Origin of the sequence: Butyricimonas faecalis (assembly GCF_003991565.1) — a bacterium.
GTDB classification, from domain to species: domain Bacteria; phylum Bacteroidota; class Bacteroidia; order Bacteroidales; family Marinifilaceae; genus Butyricimonas; species Butyricimonas faecalis.
This window is the reverse complement of record NZ_CP032819.1, coordinates 2,622,809-2,637,710: the sequence shown is the minus strand read 5'-3', so window position 1 is coordinate 2,637,710 and position 14,902 is coordinate 2,622,809. Positions and strand designations below refer to the sequence as shown.

15 protein-coding genes are annotated in these 14,902 nt (G+C 49.7%); 1 reads left to right on the top strand and 14 read right to left on the bottom strand.

Annotation, left to right across the window (positions count from 1 at the left end; translation table 11 throughout):
• Positions 1-15: 15 nt before the first annotated feature.
• On the top strand, positions 16-942 hold the full coding sequence (locus D8S85_RS11525; protein ID WP_005832118.1) for a hypothetical protein: 927 nt from the start codon (positions 16-18) through the stop codon (positions 940-942).
• Between the two features lie 91 nt (positions 943-1,033).
• Here the strand turns inward: D8S85_RS11525 and D8S85_RS11520 are convergent, their stop codons facing one another.
• The 14 genes from D8S85_RS11520 to D8S85_RS11445 form a co-directional block, all read right to left on the bottom strand.
• Positions 1,034-1,549, bottom strand: coding sequence for a glycoside hydrolase family protein (locus D8S85_RS11520; protein WP_005832121.1), 516 nt, complete (start codon positions 1,547-1,549; stop codon positions 1,034-1,036).
• A gap of 13 nt (positions 1,550-1,562) precedes the next feature.
• Positions 1,563-2,069, bottom strand: a complete 507-nt coding sequence (locus D8S85_RS11515; protein WP_005832123.1) for a DUF3872 domain-containing protein — start codon at positions 2,067-2,069, stop codon at positions 1,563-1,565.
• Positions 2,070-2,108: 39 nt separating this feature from the next.
• The gene (locus D8S85_RS11510; RefSeq protein ID WP_005832125.1) at positions 2,109-2,975 is read right to left on the bottom strand and encodes a toprim domain-containing protein; all 867 of its coding nucleotides are present in this window, start codon (positions 2,973-2,975) and stop codon (positions 2,109-2,111) included.
• A 13-nt stretch (positions 2,976-2,988) separates the two neighbouring features.
• Positions 2,989-3,561, bottom strand: coding sequence for a conjugal transfer protein TraO (locus D8S85_RS11505; RefSeq protein WP_005832127.1), 573 nt, complete (start codon positions 3,559-3,561; stop codon positions 2,989-2,991).
• 2 nt (positions 3,562-3,563) lie between these two features.
• Positions 3,564-4,547: a conjugative transposon protein TraN gene (traN, locus tag D8S85_RS11500; RefSeq protein ID WP_127075085.1), complete on the bottom strand. Its 984-nt coding sequence runs from the start codon at positions 4,545-4,547 to the stop codon at positions 3,564-3,566.
• 23 nt (positions 4,548-4,570) lie between these two features.
• Positions 4,571-5,839: a conjugative transposon protein TraM gene (traM, locus tag D8S85_RS11495; protein WP_005832131.1), complete on the bottom strand. Its 1,269-nt coding sequence runs from the start codon at positions 5,837-5,839 to the stop codon at positions 4,571-4,573.
• Positions 5,832-6,137, bottom strand: a complete 306-nt coding sequence (locus tag D8S85_RS11490) for a TraL conjugative transposon family protein (RefSeq protein ID WP_008777483.1) — start codon at positions 6,135-6,137, stop codon at positions 5,832-5,834. The genes traM and D8S85_RS11490 overlap by 8 nt, the downstream gene beginning before the upstream one ends.
• 12 nt (positions 6,138-6,149) lie before the next feature.
• Positions 6,150-6,773, bottom strand: a complete 624-nt coding sequence (gene traK / locus D8S85_RS11485; RefSeq protein ID WP_005832135.1) for a conjugative transposon protein TraK — start codon at positions 6,771-6,773, stop codon at positions 6,150-6,152.
• A 23-nt stretch (positions 6,774-6,796) separates the two neighbouring features.
• A complete protein-coding gene (gene traJ, locus D8S85_RS11480) occupies positions 6,797-7,801 on the bottom strand; it encodes a conjugative transposon protein TraJ (protein WP_008765484.1) in 1,005 nt (334 codons plus the stop codon).
• 22 nt (positions 7,802-7,823) lie between these two features.
• A complete protein-coding gene (locus D8S85_RS11475) occupies positions 7,824-8,453 on the bottom strand; it encodes a DUF4141 domain-containing protein (protein WP_005680468.1) in 630 nt (209 codons plus the stop codon).
• A 40-nt stretch (positions 8,454-8,493) separates the two neighbouring features.
• Positions 8,494-9,543 (bottom strand): hypothetical protein, encoded by a 1,050-nt coding sequence (locus D8S85_RS11470; protein WP_005680467.1) that lies wholly within the window; start codon positions 9,541-9,543, stop codon positions 8,494-8,496.
• Positions 9,544-9,784: 241 nt separating this feature from the next.
• A complete protein-coding gene (locus D8S85_RS11455) occupies positions 9,785-11,608 on the bottom strand; it encodes a reverse transcriptase/maturase family protein (RefSeq protein ID WP_032845029.1) in 1,824 nt (607 codons plus the stop codon).
• Positions 11,609-12,176: 568 nt separating this feature from the next.
• Positions 12,177-14,573: a TraG family conjugative transposon ATPase gene (locus tag D8S85_RS11450; RefSeq protein WP_005680465.1), complete on the bottom strand. Its 2,397-nt coding sequence runs from the start codon at positions 14,571-14,573 to the stop codon at positions 12,177-12,179.
• Positions 14,570-14,902: a DUF4133 domain-containing protein gene (locus D8S85_RS11445; RefSeq protein WP_008777481.1), complete on the bottom strand. Its 333-nt coding sequence runs from the start codon at positions 14,900-14,902 to the stop codon at positions 14,570-14,572. The genes D8S85_RS11450 and D8S85_RS11445 overlap by 4 nt, the downstream gene beginning before the upstream one ends.

Here is a 14,902-nt window from a genome sequence, read left to right as displayed (position 1 = left end):
ATAAAATTCAAGATTATGGAAACGACATTGGCAGTAATGGAAAGACAACAGCAGTTTGACTTCCAGAAAAACGGAATTGAAGTGATGAACTTCGAGACGCTTCAGCGTACCTACAAGGAAAACGACATCTACAACAACCCGGTGCAAGGTATCTACCATTACCAGGTCATCCGGCGCATGATGGACATCTGCGAGAAATACAATCTCGACTATGAGGTGGAGGAAATCTTCGCGGCCCAGAACAGGAACAAGACGCAGCCGGGAGTAAGCATCCTTCCGCAGGTGGAACAGACACATGGCGAAAAAGCCGTGGAAGCGCACATCCTGCGCCGTATCTTCGCCACCATCCGGATCAAGGACTGGGAGACGGACGAACTGACCACAACATTGGTCGTCGCCTACCACCAGGACGGCATACAGGCAGCCATAGGTCCCTGCGTGCTAATCTGTCATAACCAGTGTATCCTTTCACCCGAGCGAAGTGTCTGCAATTACGGCAAGAAGAAAGTCTCGACGGAAGAGGTGTTCGAAACCGTGGACGGCTGGCTTGCCAATTTCGAGGTGAACATGAACGAGGACATCGAACGCATACAACGGCTGAAACGCCGGGTTATATCTATGGAGGAAATCTATATGTATATAGGTCTGTTGACCGCGTTGCGCGTCTCCCACGACAGTTCGGACAGGAATCTGTCATCCTCCGTGGAAACCTATCCTCTGAACCAAGGGCAAATTTCTATATTCACGGAAGAGGTGCTTAAACTGGCTATGACCAAAGGGCAGATTACCGCTTGGGAGCTATACAATATAGCCACAGAGATATACAAGCCCGGAAAAACGGACTTCCCGGCACTGATTCCACAAAACGGAGCAATGGCGGAACTACTGCTTTCCCATCTGCCGGAAGCAGCTGAAGTACAGGATGCCGTTCCGGTAAGCTGACATACAAGCCGCACAAATGGCCTGATTCCGACAATACGCATAAGGGAGAACCTGACAGTCGAAAACAACTGAAAGATTCTCCCTTTTTCATTTACTTCTCAAAAAGCAGCATATATTCCACTTTCCTTCTCCGTTCGATGCTCGGAACCACTTTCCCCTTGTAGCATCTGAAGGAGACATATTCCTTATAGATATCGCGGTCACCCGACTCCAGTTTTTTCAACAGCCGGCTCTTGGGTATTTTTCCATACCCTTTGATACGGGAACAGCCCACATTATACGCAAGAACACTAACGATCAAAGAATCACGTCCCAGATAACTGAACATACGGCACAACTTACGGAGGTCTGCTCTCAGAATGGAATCACCTTGTGCTTTTGTAATACTGTTGGTAAACCTCTCCCCGGGAAGAACTTTGTGCCCCCACCCGACATAAGGCCAATGCTTTTTCTCTCCATGCCAACCCTCGAATCGCTTGACACACTCGACCGCAATACTGAACCTGTCCGGACTTGCCTTTATCGGATTCTCCGCCCTCGACGGCATACCCGGAAAAAAGACCGTGATGGAAAGCACCGCAAACCATATTGCTTTTAACTTCATCATAGGCAGGACCGGCTTAGTGTCCGACAATTGTGACCGGCAATTCCTTGCTATCCGCAGTCACGACGGAATCCTCGTCCTCCGCCTCGTTGTTGAAATCAAAAGTCAATTGGCAAATCTGTGCCGGTTCGCTGTTGTCCTCGAAATAGATGTCTATCGTCTGCTGGTTCTCGCTTTCAGAAGTGTAGTATAGCCTGAACACCTCCCTGTCAAGGGGATAGCGGTCATTGGGCAGCAACACCATCCCGTCATCCATACGGAGTGTACCCTTGCCGTCCGGCTGGAAATATCGGATGGTGTAGCGGGCATCGGAAAACCGTCCTTCACGTTTGAGTTCACACCGTATTTCCACCGTCTCACCTTTCACAATACGTGTGGGGACAGGCAGGGTCTCCACCTTGAACGGATAGGACTGCTGTACATCCATTTCATCATTGCAGGCGGACAACAGACAAGCCGCCAGACCCAGGAACAGGATTGCCATCATTCCGGCCAATTCTCTTTTTTTATTCAATGCATTCATATTCAATCAGATTTTAATACGTTATACTTAATTCTATTTTTACAGAAACTTGTTCTGCAGGTATTCGTTCAGATCCTTGTATCCTTTGTACAAAGAGGAACAGTCCACTATTTTATCCGCGTAGCGTTTGCGGAGCGCCTCCAGCGTGCGCCGTCCGGCTTCGTCCCGGTCCAGGTAACAGTTGACTCTCTCATATCTGTCAAGAACGGGGAACGAGCGTTCCAGCAATGCCACCGAGTTCAGTACGAGATAGTCGTCGCCACATCCCAATTCGAGTTGCATCCACGAGAGGCAGTCGATAAACCCCTCGAAGAGATTGCAAGTATCCGAACCGTTGTCCATCAGCGAAATGTCTTTCGGAGAGAGACTGGCCTTAAAAAAGCGGTTGCGCACCTCGTACCCACCGCTGACATTCCTGAAACCGATGGCGAAATACCGCTTCCCGTGCAAGGTGTACCTGATCTCCTTGCAGTTCGGCATAGCCACATCACCGCTAATGCCACGTTCCGCCAGATAACGGAGCAGGACGCTGTTGTGCAGCGGTCCGGACTGTACCTTCGTGAAACTTTCCTGCCTATGGGAATCTTCCCTGTCATTTTCCCCGGAACGGGAAACGGTCTTGTGTTCGGGAGCAAGACCGCCCCATATCCCTGTGATGAACCTGGCCTGCGCCTTGAAATCCCCGCTGCCGATAAACTCCCCCGCAAGGGTGAATATGTCGCCTCCCTGTCCGGTACCGAAGTCATGCCATATATCCTTACGGACATTCAACTGGAACGAGGCGGTGCGCTCCTCCCGGTACGGGGCCAAATACCAATATTCATCCCCCCGTCTTCTTGCCGGTTCATATCCCATCCGTGCCAGAAAAACGGCGATTGGAATGTCTCTTATCTCTTCTATAGTCATAAGCGATACGGTTCTAATGGATTATGAATTTGACACCCAGACCGAATTGTGTCGTGAACAGGTCCAGCGAGCTTCCCCACAATACACGTTCCCGGATAGCGGCAAGAAGGACGATGCGGTCTGTCACGTATGCCTCAAGTTCCAGGGTTATCGCGCCGCCATAGACAAACGCATCCTTGGCGAGCAGCCTCGAACCGTCATACAGTATCCTCTCGCCCCAGTTCACGGTCTCATAGCCGGCCAGTGCGGAACCGCCGACCGAGAGGAAGACCGTCTTTGTCGGATCAGACAGGAATTTCAGATAATAGCCGCCTTCTGCCGTGAACTGCGCACGGGGTACGCTCGCATCCCGATACCCATAATTCTTCATCAGATACTCGGCGCCTATGACCCAGCGGTTGGCTTTTGGGGTGTATCCGGAAACGGCAAATCCGGTATAATAATTCAAGGGGGACTTTGAGCCGTTCGCAAATCCTCCGCGCAGTTCCACGCCCTTCATCCCGGGCAGGTACCGCTGGGCGTGCGCCCGCCCTGAAAACAGGGCAAGCGACACGGCTGTAACAAAAAGGAACAGATACTTCTTCATGGCTACTTCACTTTAAGTTCGTTGATAACCCCGGCTCTCACGATGTCCTCACTTTCCACGGTGAAGGTCTGGTGTCTGCCACCGCCTTTCTCGTGCATCTCCACCACCAGCACCTTGTCCGAGGGGATGGTGAATTTGTCGAAGACGAAAACGGTGCGCCCGTCCTTTTTCCCCGCGACGGACGTTACATAGTCGTAAGCACGCAGTGGGAATATCACCTGTTCCTGAATGGCGGTACGTTTCATCAGCTTCTTGTCCACAATTTTAAAAGTCACGAAATCCACCTCATAAGGCACGTTGGACCGGTTCTTTATCTGTGTATGAAAATAAAGCAAGCCGTTGTGCGTATAGAGTCCGCGGAGCAGGTACTGGATGCCGAACGCCTTGCTTCCGATATGCTTGATGTGCCGTCTGTTGTCCTTGTGGATGGACTTCGAGATAAGGTGTACCAATTTAGGCGATTCACAGCCCAATTCCTTCAGGTAGATGTCAAGGGCGTTGTTGGGGCGGTTCACCTCACTTCCGTCATGAATGAAATCCTTCATCTCGATATTCAGCAGCAGCGGCTCTTCCGCATACTTCACATTGAAGGTGTAAAAACTTCCGCTTTCGGTAATCACGGACATGTTGGTCTCCTCACGGAAGTCCTTCACGGTGGTCTTTACACGGATGACATTCTCCGCACCGTCCGCCTTGCCTGCAATGAGGTTCGGAGAACCGAGATCCACATAACGCACCGATGACGGGAAAATGATGTGCGTGGTCTTTCCATAGGTCACTTCCAGCCCGTATGGAGGTATCATCCTGTCAAAGGTGAGTTTACGGGTCAGACCGTGATAGAGGTCTCCGTCCTCCTCTTTTTGAGGATACACTTCCTTGGCCAGTGTGACGGCATTGTTTACCGCCGCTACGCTGTCGGCTTCATTTTGGGCGAAAGCGCCCACAGTGCCCCATGCAAGGGCAAGCATTACAAAAAACTTTTTCATGTCGATTGAATTTTAATGGATTGTTATTGATCGTTGTCTTGATAAAGCATCAGGGTATAGCCTGACTTGAGATGCGCCTTCTCTTCACGCATCTTCCGGGATATGTACTGCGAGACACCTTGTATGGCACCCTTTCCGAGTTCGGAAAGCAGCTGGTCACCTGCCGACTGGTTGGTGATGGAGATGCTCGTGCCGAGATTCTGCCCCAGATTGGCGGCAACCTCCCTGACGGCGTTAGCCTCCATTGACCCCGGAATGAAGATGCCGCCCTGTCCGTCATTGTCATACACGGCAAGTTCCACGGGGATGATGGTACCGCCATATTCCACCTGAAGGATATTGACGTGAAGCCTTTCACCCTGTATGCGCCCTTCTCCGGTAAGCAGGGAGTTTTTGGGCAGGATATGCTTCCCTACACGCATTGGCTCCAGCAGTCTCATCCTCACTCCCTGACCGCTGATGACGGTCTGGTCCCCGTGGATGCAGGCCCGGATGGTATTCCTCACATTTCTCTCTTCTTTATGACCGATTGGCGTGTGGAATCTTTCCGGTTGTGCCATTCCTGTAAGCTGTATAGAATCACTGACAGGCTGCGGCAACGATGATACCACCGGTGTGGAAACCAGCCCCACGGGAACGGCTTTCGCCTTTCCGTTCCGCCCGGGACTTTCATTATCGGAACGGCTGTCCGTATTCACACTGCCATTGCCCGGCATATACCTGGCCGCAAGCTCATAGGATTTTTCCAGGAGAGCCACCTGCTCCTCGTAACCCGGCTGCGCGTTCTGTGCGGCGACCGCCTGCTTGAGTTGTTCCACCTCGGCTTTCAACGCCTCCTTCTCCGGATCTTCCTGCGGTGACTCGTAAAAGTTGCCGAGCGTCCTGTTGATGTCATTGTAGGCGGAGACGGATGAAGAACAGGCTTCATTCCTTCTGTCACCTTCACGAGAACTGCCATCCTTGGCATCCGCATCCGGTGACAATTCCACGACAGTCCCGGAGTTCCCGTCTGCCATCCCGGAGAAATCCTCCAGCGTACGCAGTTTTTCCGTCTGTTTGCGTTTCATGTCAGCCTGCTCATAGGCGGCAATCTTGTCCCCTTCTATGCCCGCTTCCCTCGGATCGGGAAGCTCGGTGTTGAATCCCGCATTTTTTTCCTCTTTCTTTTTTTCCTCTTCGGACGGTGCGAAAATGAGCCACATCGCTCCGAGGAACAGGAGGAACATCCCGGCAAAAACCAGGTATTTCCTGATTTCCAGCCTCTGTTTCAATTTATTGACGTCATTACTCATTTTCTTTCTGATTGAATCGGTTAAAAAACTCTTCCATTTCCTGCACCCTTTTATCCGGGAGTGTATCGGCAGGAACGACATCCGGAATTTCTATCGGGGGTATCTCTATGATTTCCGGCCGTACATCCTCCCGTCCGATGTCATGGATGGCACGGAAAATCATATAGAAATTTCCGATGGCAAACAGGGCAGCCAGCATGACAATTGCCGGCACTCTCTTTTCCGGGCTAAGCCCGGCACACAGCTTCCGCAGCTTTTCTTCCACGGATTCCTTGATTTTTACAAACATCTTTTTCATACATTCTGAATTTTAACGGTCATACACTCTTATATCCCTGTTCTCCACCACACGGAAGGCTTCGAGGATGAAGCCGTGCGGATTATTGTCGCTGCGGGTGGAGTTCAGCAGCCTGCCACGCGTGACGAGGCTGCGCTCGGTCACGCTCTTCTCCCTGATAATGGAGAGTTTCGCGTAGGTCACGACCTCATACGGATAGGTATGGAAATCGCACTTGACGCTGTCAATCCCTACACGCTGGTTCACGTTACCCGAAATTATCCGGTTGTAATATCCCTGCTCTGCCAGATCCACATAATGGGCATAGGCGGAACGGTCACTGAGGAACATGGCCCTCCGGATATTGCCTTCAATCGCATTCTTGTCGGGCGAGAGCGTAAAGAACAGTTCGTGGAACCGTCTGACATGCTCCCTTGCTTCCACCGGGCGGTTCTGCTCCAGGTCTTGTGAAAGGGCCAGCATCAGTGACTTGCCTTCATCCAGCACATAGATCTTCTCCCGTTGCGCTTCCGCGAAACTGTAAGCCTTCCATACGGAAAATCCCACAAGCAGGGTGCATACACACAGATAGACGATTCCGAACAGACGCAGGTGTCGGAAGCTGCTCTCGATATTTTTCAATGATTTGAATTCCATTCTGTAAATGTTTTATACTGTTATTACTTGATAAGCCTGCCGGCAATGTTTCCCACCGCCGCTCCGGCAGTCCCGGCCACCACGGAGCCTGTCTTGGATGCCGCCTGGTTCACGTTCTTTCCATAATTGCCCGCACCGCCTCCGGCCTGCACAATCCAGTTCGATACGGTCGGGATGGTGAAATACCCGATGATGCCGATAATGAGGAAAGTGATGTAAACCCCGTTTGAGCTGTCGGGGATGAAATCCGGGTCGGAAAGCTGTTCGATGTCCCTCTGCAGCATCAATACCTGGATTCTCGCCAGCACGCTGCTGAACAGGTCGCTTACGGGAAGCCACAGGTAGATACTGATGTAGCGGACGAACCACTGGCTGAGAGAAGCCTGGAAACCGTCCCAGCAGGAGATGGCAAAGGAAACGGGACCGAGTATCGAAAGCACGATCAGGAAGAATGTCCTCAGCGTGTCGATGACCAGCGCCGCCGCATTGAACAGGAGTTCCAGCAGTTCGCGGAAGAAATTCTGCACGGCCCTTTTCATGTTGTACATGGCACGGTCCACATACATTCCGCAGGCTTCTATAGCGTCAAACGCGCCCAGCTCGTCCAGCCTGTTGTCAAAAGTCTCCTTGTCGACCAGATAGGCTGTCTCGGGATTCCGTTTCATCGCCTCAGTCTCCAGCTTGTCCTTCTGCGCCCTGTACTCGTTCATGTCAAAGGTCTGCGACTCCAATATGGTATGGGTCCCTTTCACGACGGGCGAGAGGATGCTGTTCAGCGTACCCAGAACGAGTGTCGGAAAGAACATGATACAAAGCCCCAAGGCGAACGGACGCAAAAGCGGAAAGACATCCACAGGCTCGGCACGGGCCAGAGCCTGCCATACACGATACGCCACATAGAAAAGCGCTCCCAAACCGGCAAGGCCTCTTGCCACACCGGTCATCTTTGAGCAGAGCGGCATCATTTCCACATACAGATTCTGTAAAATCTGATGCAGGTTGTCAAAATCTATAGCCAACAATAACATAATGAAAGCGGATTAGGAATAATTACCAATAACGTTCGTTCGGTGAGCCGTAGAGTGCCATCACGCGGTCCAGGTCGTTCCGTTTCTTGGCGCGCAGGTAGGACACCCCGATGTTCTTGTTGGTGTAATACTGCACCAGGCTACGGTTTTGCAGCATGTCGTTGTAGCAGCGGTCGATAATGTCCATACGTTCCTTGTCGTTCATCGAAAGGCCGTTCTCGTTGACCACCGTCTTCAGGTCGTTCAGCAGGTGGGCACTTTCTTCCAGCAGTTTGGTGTACCCAAGGGCAATGGCACTCAGTTCTTCCGGTGTAAAATACGGATCGCTGAGCATACGCTCGAAGTTGGTGACATAGATGTCCGTGATATCTCCCACCATCAGGACGGTCTGCTGGACTTTGCGGGCATCCCGGACAAGGTTCTTGACCTTGCGCAATCCGTCGTAATACTCCTTGCCCTGCTTGTAGATTTTTACAGTCTCCTGAAAATTATTCGCCATATTAGTGGCTGTGGAGGACGTGTGAACAATGTTCTTGGCGGCATTGATGATGCCCTGTGCTAGATTGCCCGGGTCGCTCACGACCCATTGCGCTTTTGCTGTGAGGCTGGCAAGGAAGCAGCCCATGCACAGCATGAGAATTTTCTTTTTCATGATGTTTCTGTTTTAATGGTGAATAAAAATCTGTTGAAAGTCAAAGTCCCATTTTTCGCCCTTTGGACGGCGGATTACGGAGGATAGGCTTGTGCACCGGTCTCGGACGGTCTACCTCTGCCACTTTTTCTTTCCCGTGTCTGAGGGATGCGAAGAATTCGTCAGCATAAGGTCTGCGGCTGGTAACCCGGACTAATCTGTTATCCAGTTCTTTGTAGGCTTTCTGTGCCTGACGGGATTGTTCTTCCGGGGCTGCGGTCTTGTCAATACCGTATTTGACCAGAAAATCCGGTTGCACATTGATAAGGTCGTTTGAAGCATCCGGTGACACGGCGATACGCCCCAATTTGTCAAGCTCCCGGTCAAGTCCCTCAAGATAGAAGTCCGGCAGACGGACTCCGGGGATATTCTCGACCGCCTTTTCAGCCGCCGCGCACATCTCGGCTTCTATACGGGGAATGTTCATCCTGACATCAGGCTCAATGCAGCAGTCATCCCTGTCCATCAGATAGCTTTCGAGCCATTCATAGGTACTGCATTTGTCCTCAATGCCATAGCGCAGCTTGACGTAGGTCGATGGCACCATGCTGTATGAGGCGAGTTCGCATAGTTCAGATACATCCCGGCTCTTTCTCTGGAAGTCCAATATTCTTATTGCGGATATTACTTCACTATGTGGCGGGCGTTCAATTCTATTCATCGGATATTTCGTACATCCCCAATCACGCATAATGGTGTACATTGCGAACAAACCATGCACTGATGTGGCTTCCCATGGTGGGATATCCGTCAGTTGAGAGCCGTGTTTCGCCATAAATGGAGTATCCGTCAATACATCCATCATATCTACGGATTCCTTGTTCATCGTTGATATGGGAGAATCGAAGGGTTCGGATTTCGCTATCAGCAGGGCGATCTGTTCAATAGCTTTTTCCGAATGACTGTACTCCCGGATAAGCTTTGCAAGTTCCCCGTGATTGTACACACCGGCAAGACGTTTGGCTTTTTGAGCAATCTCCTGCAATTCCCGGTGGTCCGGTTCCCGGAAGCGACCGACAATCCGATGTCTTATCCATTCGGTAAATTTCATGTCTTTCTTGATTTTTGAATGTTACTTACTGTTACGTTTGCTCTCTGCGAGCTGCCTTATTGCAAGCTCTATGTTGCCGCCGAGTTTGTCCGTAAGGCGCATGAGTTCCAGTTTTTCCGTTTCTTCAGTGGTGTAGCAGTAGGCTAAGCACCCAGCGCCTTGTCATATTTCTATGGTAGGTTTCCGAGTACTCGCCTCCGAACCGGACTTACAAGTCTCCCTGTATCCGGCTCTCCACTAATTAATTCAGTCTGATTCTTCGGTCGGGGTCTATTTTTGCATGACACTTTGAGCAGACAGCCAAAGTTTTTCGTCTTCGAGCTATCATTTTCTTTTCCCAGTCGGATTTACCTTTCAGGTCTTTAAGTTTGCGAACGTGATGCATTTCGAGTTTATCGGTAGCACCGCATAATTCGCAAACTTGGAGCTTCAGCCTTTCCATAAGGCTGTTACGTCCACCTGTTATGGAAACTGTCCGTGGAATAGTGTCACAGTAAATATTCCCTGCAACCTTTTTGCGTTTGAAACCATCATGATAAAATGATTGGTAAAGTGTCTTACCCTTGCTATTTTCATATGCCACTTGGAAAAACTTGTTCTTTTTATATTTCAGAAGTATTTTCTTTACAGATGATTTGTATTTGTTCGCAAATACCTTATACATGCTGTATGACATAATGTGATAGAAAGAATTGATGACATAGCTGTTATTGGCTATTGAGTAATAATTATAGAACCCTCGGATTTCGGCATTGAACTGACTGACTATTTCCAAGTCATCCAAGTTCAGCATGTACGTTCTGACGATGGATTTCCAAACCTCTTTGCCATTGACGACCGCGATTCTTGCGGCTTTATAATCAAAGAGTTTCTTCCGCATCGTTTCAAAATTCAGGTACAATACAGGCTTGTGTCCGAATGCACGAACCGTTTTACCGTACTTATCCTTACGTAAATCGTTACACCTACGTATAAATACGTCATATCCGAGAAATTTCGCTGGTTTCTGCGCATTGGTTATCAGTGTCTTTTCGTCTGACAGTTCCAGTTTAAGAGCTTCATTCAAATAATTCTTAATATCCTCTTTTACTGTTTTGCAGTCTTCAAGATTACCGGTAATTCCAATCAGAAAGTCATCTGCGTATCTCACGTATTTTAACCGTTTGATACTGCTGTCCATTTCATTACGTGCCGGATAGTTGTTCCGTTCTTCTCGTAGCCGCTTAATTTCGGCGGTCATCTGTTTCCTTACCTTTACATCTTTCTCATTCTTTAGTTTCTTTGCCAGTCGGTATCTTCGCTGTTCGTAGAGCTTGTATCGAGCGTCGCCTTTTCTTGTTACCCCTTTATTGAACCGATTGATGTATTCCTTGATGTACTTGTCGAACTTGTCAAGGTAGATGTTAGCCAGTATTGGGCTGATAATCCCGCCTTGCGGAGTTCCACTGTACGTTCTATGAAATACCCAGTCTTCCACATATCCGGCATTCAGGAATTTTCTGATAAGCCGCAAAAATCTCTCGTCGGCGATACGTTCCCGAAGAATATTAATCAGTACGTCATGATTGATATTGTCGAAGAATCCTTTAATATCGCCTTCAATAAACCATTTCACGGCAGTGAATGTCTTTTGTATATCTATAAGAGCAGTATGACAACTTCGTTTGGGACGAAACCCATGTGAAGTATGTTCAAAACTACCTTCATAGATTGCTTCAAGTATCATTCTGACTACTTCCTGTACCAGCTTATCATCAAAAGAGGGTATGCCAAGCGGACGTTTTTTCCCGTTTTTCTTAGGTATGTACGTCCTTTTGGACGGATTAGGCTGATAAGTCTCATTTTTAAGACTGCCAATCAGTTGTTCAACTCGGTCAATACTCATTCCGTCAATGGTTTTACCATCGGCTCCTGCCGTCATGTTGCCTGTCTTGCTGTAAATATTCTGATAGGCTACATAAAACATTTCCTCGTTAAACAGCACTCTATACAGCCGCTCAAACTTATAGTTCAAGTTACCGCTGTGTTTACTCAGACTGTTCAACACATTTTCTGGATTTCTCATGTCTCTCACATCTTCCTTTAAATTGTTAAACTTAATTAGCTGCTCCCCTTCGCCATGTACAAGGCGTTACCCTGCTCAGACTACTATGGAAGCTCCGTTGCCATGCCGGATATTCAGGGGCAGACCCCATAGCCCTACAACTGGCTTTCCGGTTTAGGCAATCCCCGTTTAGAAATTTGACGACTATTTGGCTCGATAGATTGTCGGATACGACTTTCGTCCTTTACTACTTATGGTAGTTGCCTTGCGGTAAGTTTATGCTACTCCTGCTACGTGTCATCAGTGTAGTACCGCAACATAACGGTATAATTCCGAAGAATTATTCAACTGTCTTCCGTCATTGCCCAAGGATACGACTGCTCGGACTATCGTTCAACCAATGCAGGCTTTATCCTCATATCTATCATTTTAACTTGCCATTCGGTCGCAGCCTGACAGTTGGCTGACTTATGGCTTTACCAACGTGCTATGTTCCCTTGTGGGGTTTTCCCCTCCGGTTAGCGGTTGTTAATGGGCATTTTAAACACTTGCCCAGTCGCTTGCCAAAGCGACATTCGTCAAATTCCCTTTACGGGCGCACCATATATTCTTCAAGCGACACCTCGGTGGCATAGACTGCTGACTGTGAGCCTCCGAGACCAATCCACACTTCCTTGTACTTTCGGGAAGGATTGTTTGCCATGTTGATGGAAAGTATCTGCGCCCGCTCCTTGTCGGTCAGACCGAGCAACGCTTGGATCTCATCGAACTTGTTCATATACTTGCGCTGGTCAAGGAGAATCTTACAGTCACTATTATTAATGATGGTACCCTTGACAATCGGGGAAGAAATGATGTCCTCCACTTCCTGGGTCACGACCACGGCCTCACCGAAAAACTTTCTGACGGTCTTGAAGAGGTACCGAAGATATTCCGCCATACCCTCCTTGCTAATGGCTTTCCAGGCTTCTTCCAATAATATCATCTTGCGGATTCCTTTCAACTTTCTCATTTTGTTGATGAAGGTTTCCATGATGATAATGGTGACTATCGGGAAGAGTACTTTATTGTCCTTGATATTGTCCAATTCAAAAACTATGAAGCGTTTACTCTGTAAATCAAGCTGTTTGTCAGAGTTAAGCAGGTAGTCATACTCGCCACCTTTGTAGTAAGGCTCCAATACATTGAGGAATCCCCATACGTCAAAATCCTTCTCACGGGTTCGCTTCTCTTTTAGGATATCCTGATACTCGTCACGGATAAACTCATAGAAGGTATTGAAGGAGGGTTTTATGCTGCTGTCCCTGCGGATTTTCTCCAGAAAGAGATTGACCGCATTGGATAGCGCCACCTCCTCGGCACGTGTCGGCGGCTCGTCGTCACGCTTCCACAGGGTAAGGATAAGCGTCTTGACGGATTCTTTCTTCTCGATATCGAAAATCCCGTCTTCCACGTAAAAAGGATTGAAAGCTATCGGATCTTTTTCTTCATAAGTAAAATAAATCCCGTCCTCGCCGTGTGTCCTGGCATGGATAAGGCTGCACAGTCCCTGATAGGAGTTTCCGGTATCCACCAACAGCACATGCGCACCCTGCTCGTAATACTGGCGTACCATGTGGTTGGTGAAAAAAGATTTCCCGCTGCCCGAAGGTCCGAGGATGAATTTGTTCCGGTTCGTGATTGTGCCGTTCTTCATCGGCAGGTCGGAAATATCCAGATGGACGGGTTTTCCGGTCAGGCGGTCCACCATACGGATGCCAAACGGGGAGAGCGAGTCCTTGTAGGAGGTTTCCCCGATGAACAGGCACAGGGCCTGCTCGATAAAGGTGTGGAAACTCTCCTCGGACGGGAAATCTCCGGCATTGCCGGGTATTGCCGCCCAGAAGAGGGTCGGCACATCCACCGTGTTGTGGCGCGGTTTGGCTTCCATCAACGCCAGCTGGCTGCCCACATCGTTCTTGATGCGCTTCAACTTTTCCCGGTCATCGCTCCATGCCATGACATTGCAGTGCGCACGGATGGAAACCAGCCCTTTGCTGTGTGCCTCGTTCAGGTACTCCTCAATCCATTCGCGGTTGATCTGGTTGGAACGGCTGTAACGGGAAAGCGAGTGCATGTTCCGTGCGGTCTGCTCGAATTTCCTGAGAATTTCAGCCGAATCATCAATGAAGAGATACTGGTTCACCACATGGTTGCAGGTAAGCAGGATGCCTATCGGTGCGGCAAAGGACAGCCGGCAGTCGCTCCGGTCTGTCGAGAGCCTTTCATACCGGCAATCGGTTGACACGTTCGACGGCAGGTCTTCCGGATCGGAAAGCGTATGAAGGCACAGGTAGTTGTCGCCCACCTTCATTTCTCCGGCACCGAGTGACAGATCCTGCAAGCAGGTAGCATCTTCCTGCGACATGGAAAAATACTTCTCGATGATGCCGGCGGAATTGTTGCTCCCGATGATCTCCTCATCCGTCAGGCGGATGATACGTAGCAGGCCGCTGTCGTTTACGATGCGTTCGAATTGTCCGCAGCACTCCATGAACCGGGTGACGGTTTCCTTGTCCTGCATTTCCTTGGGGATAATGAATCCCCTTGTAAGTGCATTGAAACTGCTGGTTGTCCGGCTGTGTTCCTTCGTGGTTTTCGTAAGGAACAGGTAACAGGTATGCTGCAAATACGGCCGCTCGTTGAAATGGCGTTCGAAACTGCGGCTCAGAAAGCTCAGGTCTTCCTTGCAGATATCCGGCTTATATCCCTCTTCGATGAAGAAGTCCTGCTTGTGTACGATGCTGTAGTTCGGCAAGACCTTTACCGCTTTTGCCCAGGTGGAGTGCATGGACTCGTACTCGGCACGTGTCAGCGTGAACAGTTCCGGCAGTTCCACCCGGTATGCCACGGTGATGTCCGCATCCTTGCTGATGATGCAGCCGTTCTCCACGGCCAACAGCGGAAACTTGCTTTCCAGCGTGGCTGTTTTCATTACGTTTTTCATGCTTTTCTGTTTTTAATGGTTGGAGAAAACAACCGGAGGAACTTTCTCCGGCTGATGATGTAGCGGGGATGGCTGCGCAGCGCATGGAGTTTCATAAGGCCCCATTCACCGTATTTCGAATTCATCCTGAAAGTGCCCCAGACCAGCACCGATGCGGAAACGACCCCGAAACCGATGCAGACCCACTGGTCGATACCTGCCATGTACATGACGACGAAGATTACGAACAACGCGAGCAATCCTCCCGCAAAGATGAACAGGTACTGGCTCTTGAGTCCCTTGAACTCCGGGCTGCGCCCAATCCCCTTGTTGACATTGAATTCCGCCAT

Bases quoted from the DNA above. Each gene is read 5' to 3' on its own strand.
- D8S85_RS11450 (WP_005680465.1), bottom strand. From the start codon at position 14,573: ATGAAAAACGTAATGAAAACAGCCACGCTGGAAAGCAAGTTTCCGCTG.
- D8S85_RS11515 (WP_005832123.1), bottom strand. From the start codon at position 2,069: ATGAATGCATTGAATAAAAAAAGAGAATTGGCCGGAATGATGGCAATC.
- traN (WP_127075085.1), bottom strand. From the start codon at position 4,547: ATGAAAAAGTTTTTTGTAATGCTTGCCCTTGCATGGGGCACTGTGGGC.
- D8S85_RS11505 (WP_005832127.1), bottom strand. From the start codon at position 3,561: ATGAAGAAGTATCTGTTCCTTTTTGTTACAGCCGTGTCGCTTGCCCTG.
- D8S85_RS11470 (WP_005680467.1), bottom strand. From the start codon at position 9,543: ATGAAATTTACCGAATGGATAAGACATCGGATTGTCGGTCGCTTCCGG.
- traM (WP_005832131.1), bottom strand. From the start codon at position 5,839: ATGAGTAATGACGTCAATAAATTGAAACAGAGGCTGGAAATCAGGAAA.
- D8S85_RS11445 (WP_008777481.1), bottom strand. From the start codon at position 14,902: ATGGCGGAATTCAATGTCAACAAGGGGATTGGGCGCAGCCCGGAGTTC.
- D8S85_RS11490 (WP_008777483.1), bottom strand. From the start codon at position 6,137: ATGAAAAAGATGTTTGTAAAAATCAAGGAATCCGTGGAAGAAAAGCTG.
- traJ (WP_008765484.1), bottom strand. From the start codon at position 7,801: ATGTTATTGTTGGCTATAGATTTTGACAACCTGCATCAGATTTTACAG.
- D8S85_RS11455 (WP_032845029.1), bottom strand. From the start codon at position 11,608: ATGAGAAATCCAGAAAATGTGTTGAACAGTCTGAGTAAACACAGCGGT.
- D8S85_RS11520 (WP_005832121.1), bottom strand. From the start codon at position 1,549: ATGATGAAGTTAAAAGCAATATGGTTTGCGGTGCTTTCCATCACGGTC.
- D8S85_RS11510 (WP_005832125.1), bottom strand. From the start codon at position 2,975: ATGACTATAGAAGAGATAAGAGACATTCCAATCGCCGTTTTTCTGGCA.
- D8S85_RS11525 (WP_005832118.1), top strand. From the start codon at position 16: ATGGAAACGACATTGGCAGTAATGGAAAGACAACAGCAGTTTGACTTC.
- D8S85_RS11475 (WP_005680468.1), bottom strand. From the start codon at position 8,453: ATGAAAAAGAAAATTCTCATGCTGTGCATGGGCTGCTTCCTTGCCAGC.
- traK (WP_005832135.1), bottom strand. From the start codon at position 6,773: ATGGAATTCAAATCATTGAAAAATATCGAGAGCAGCTTCCGACACCTG.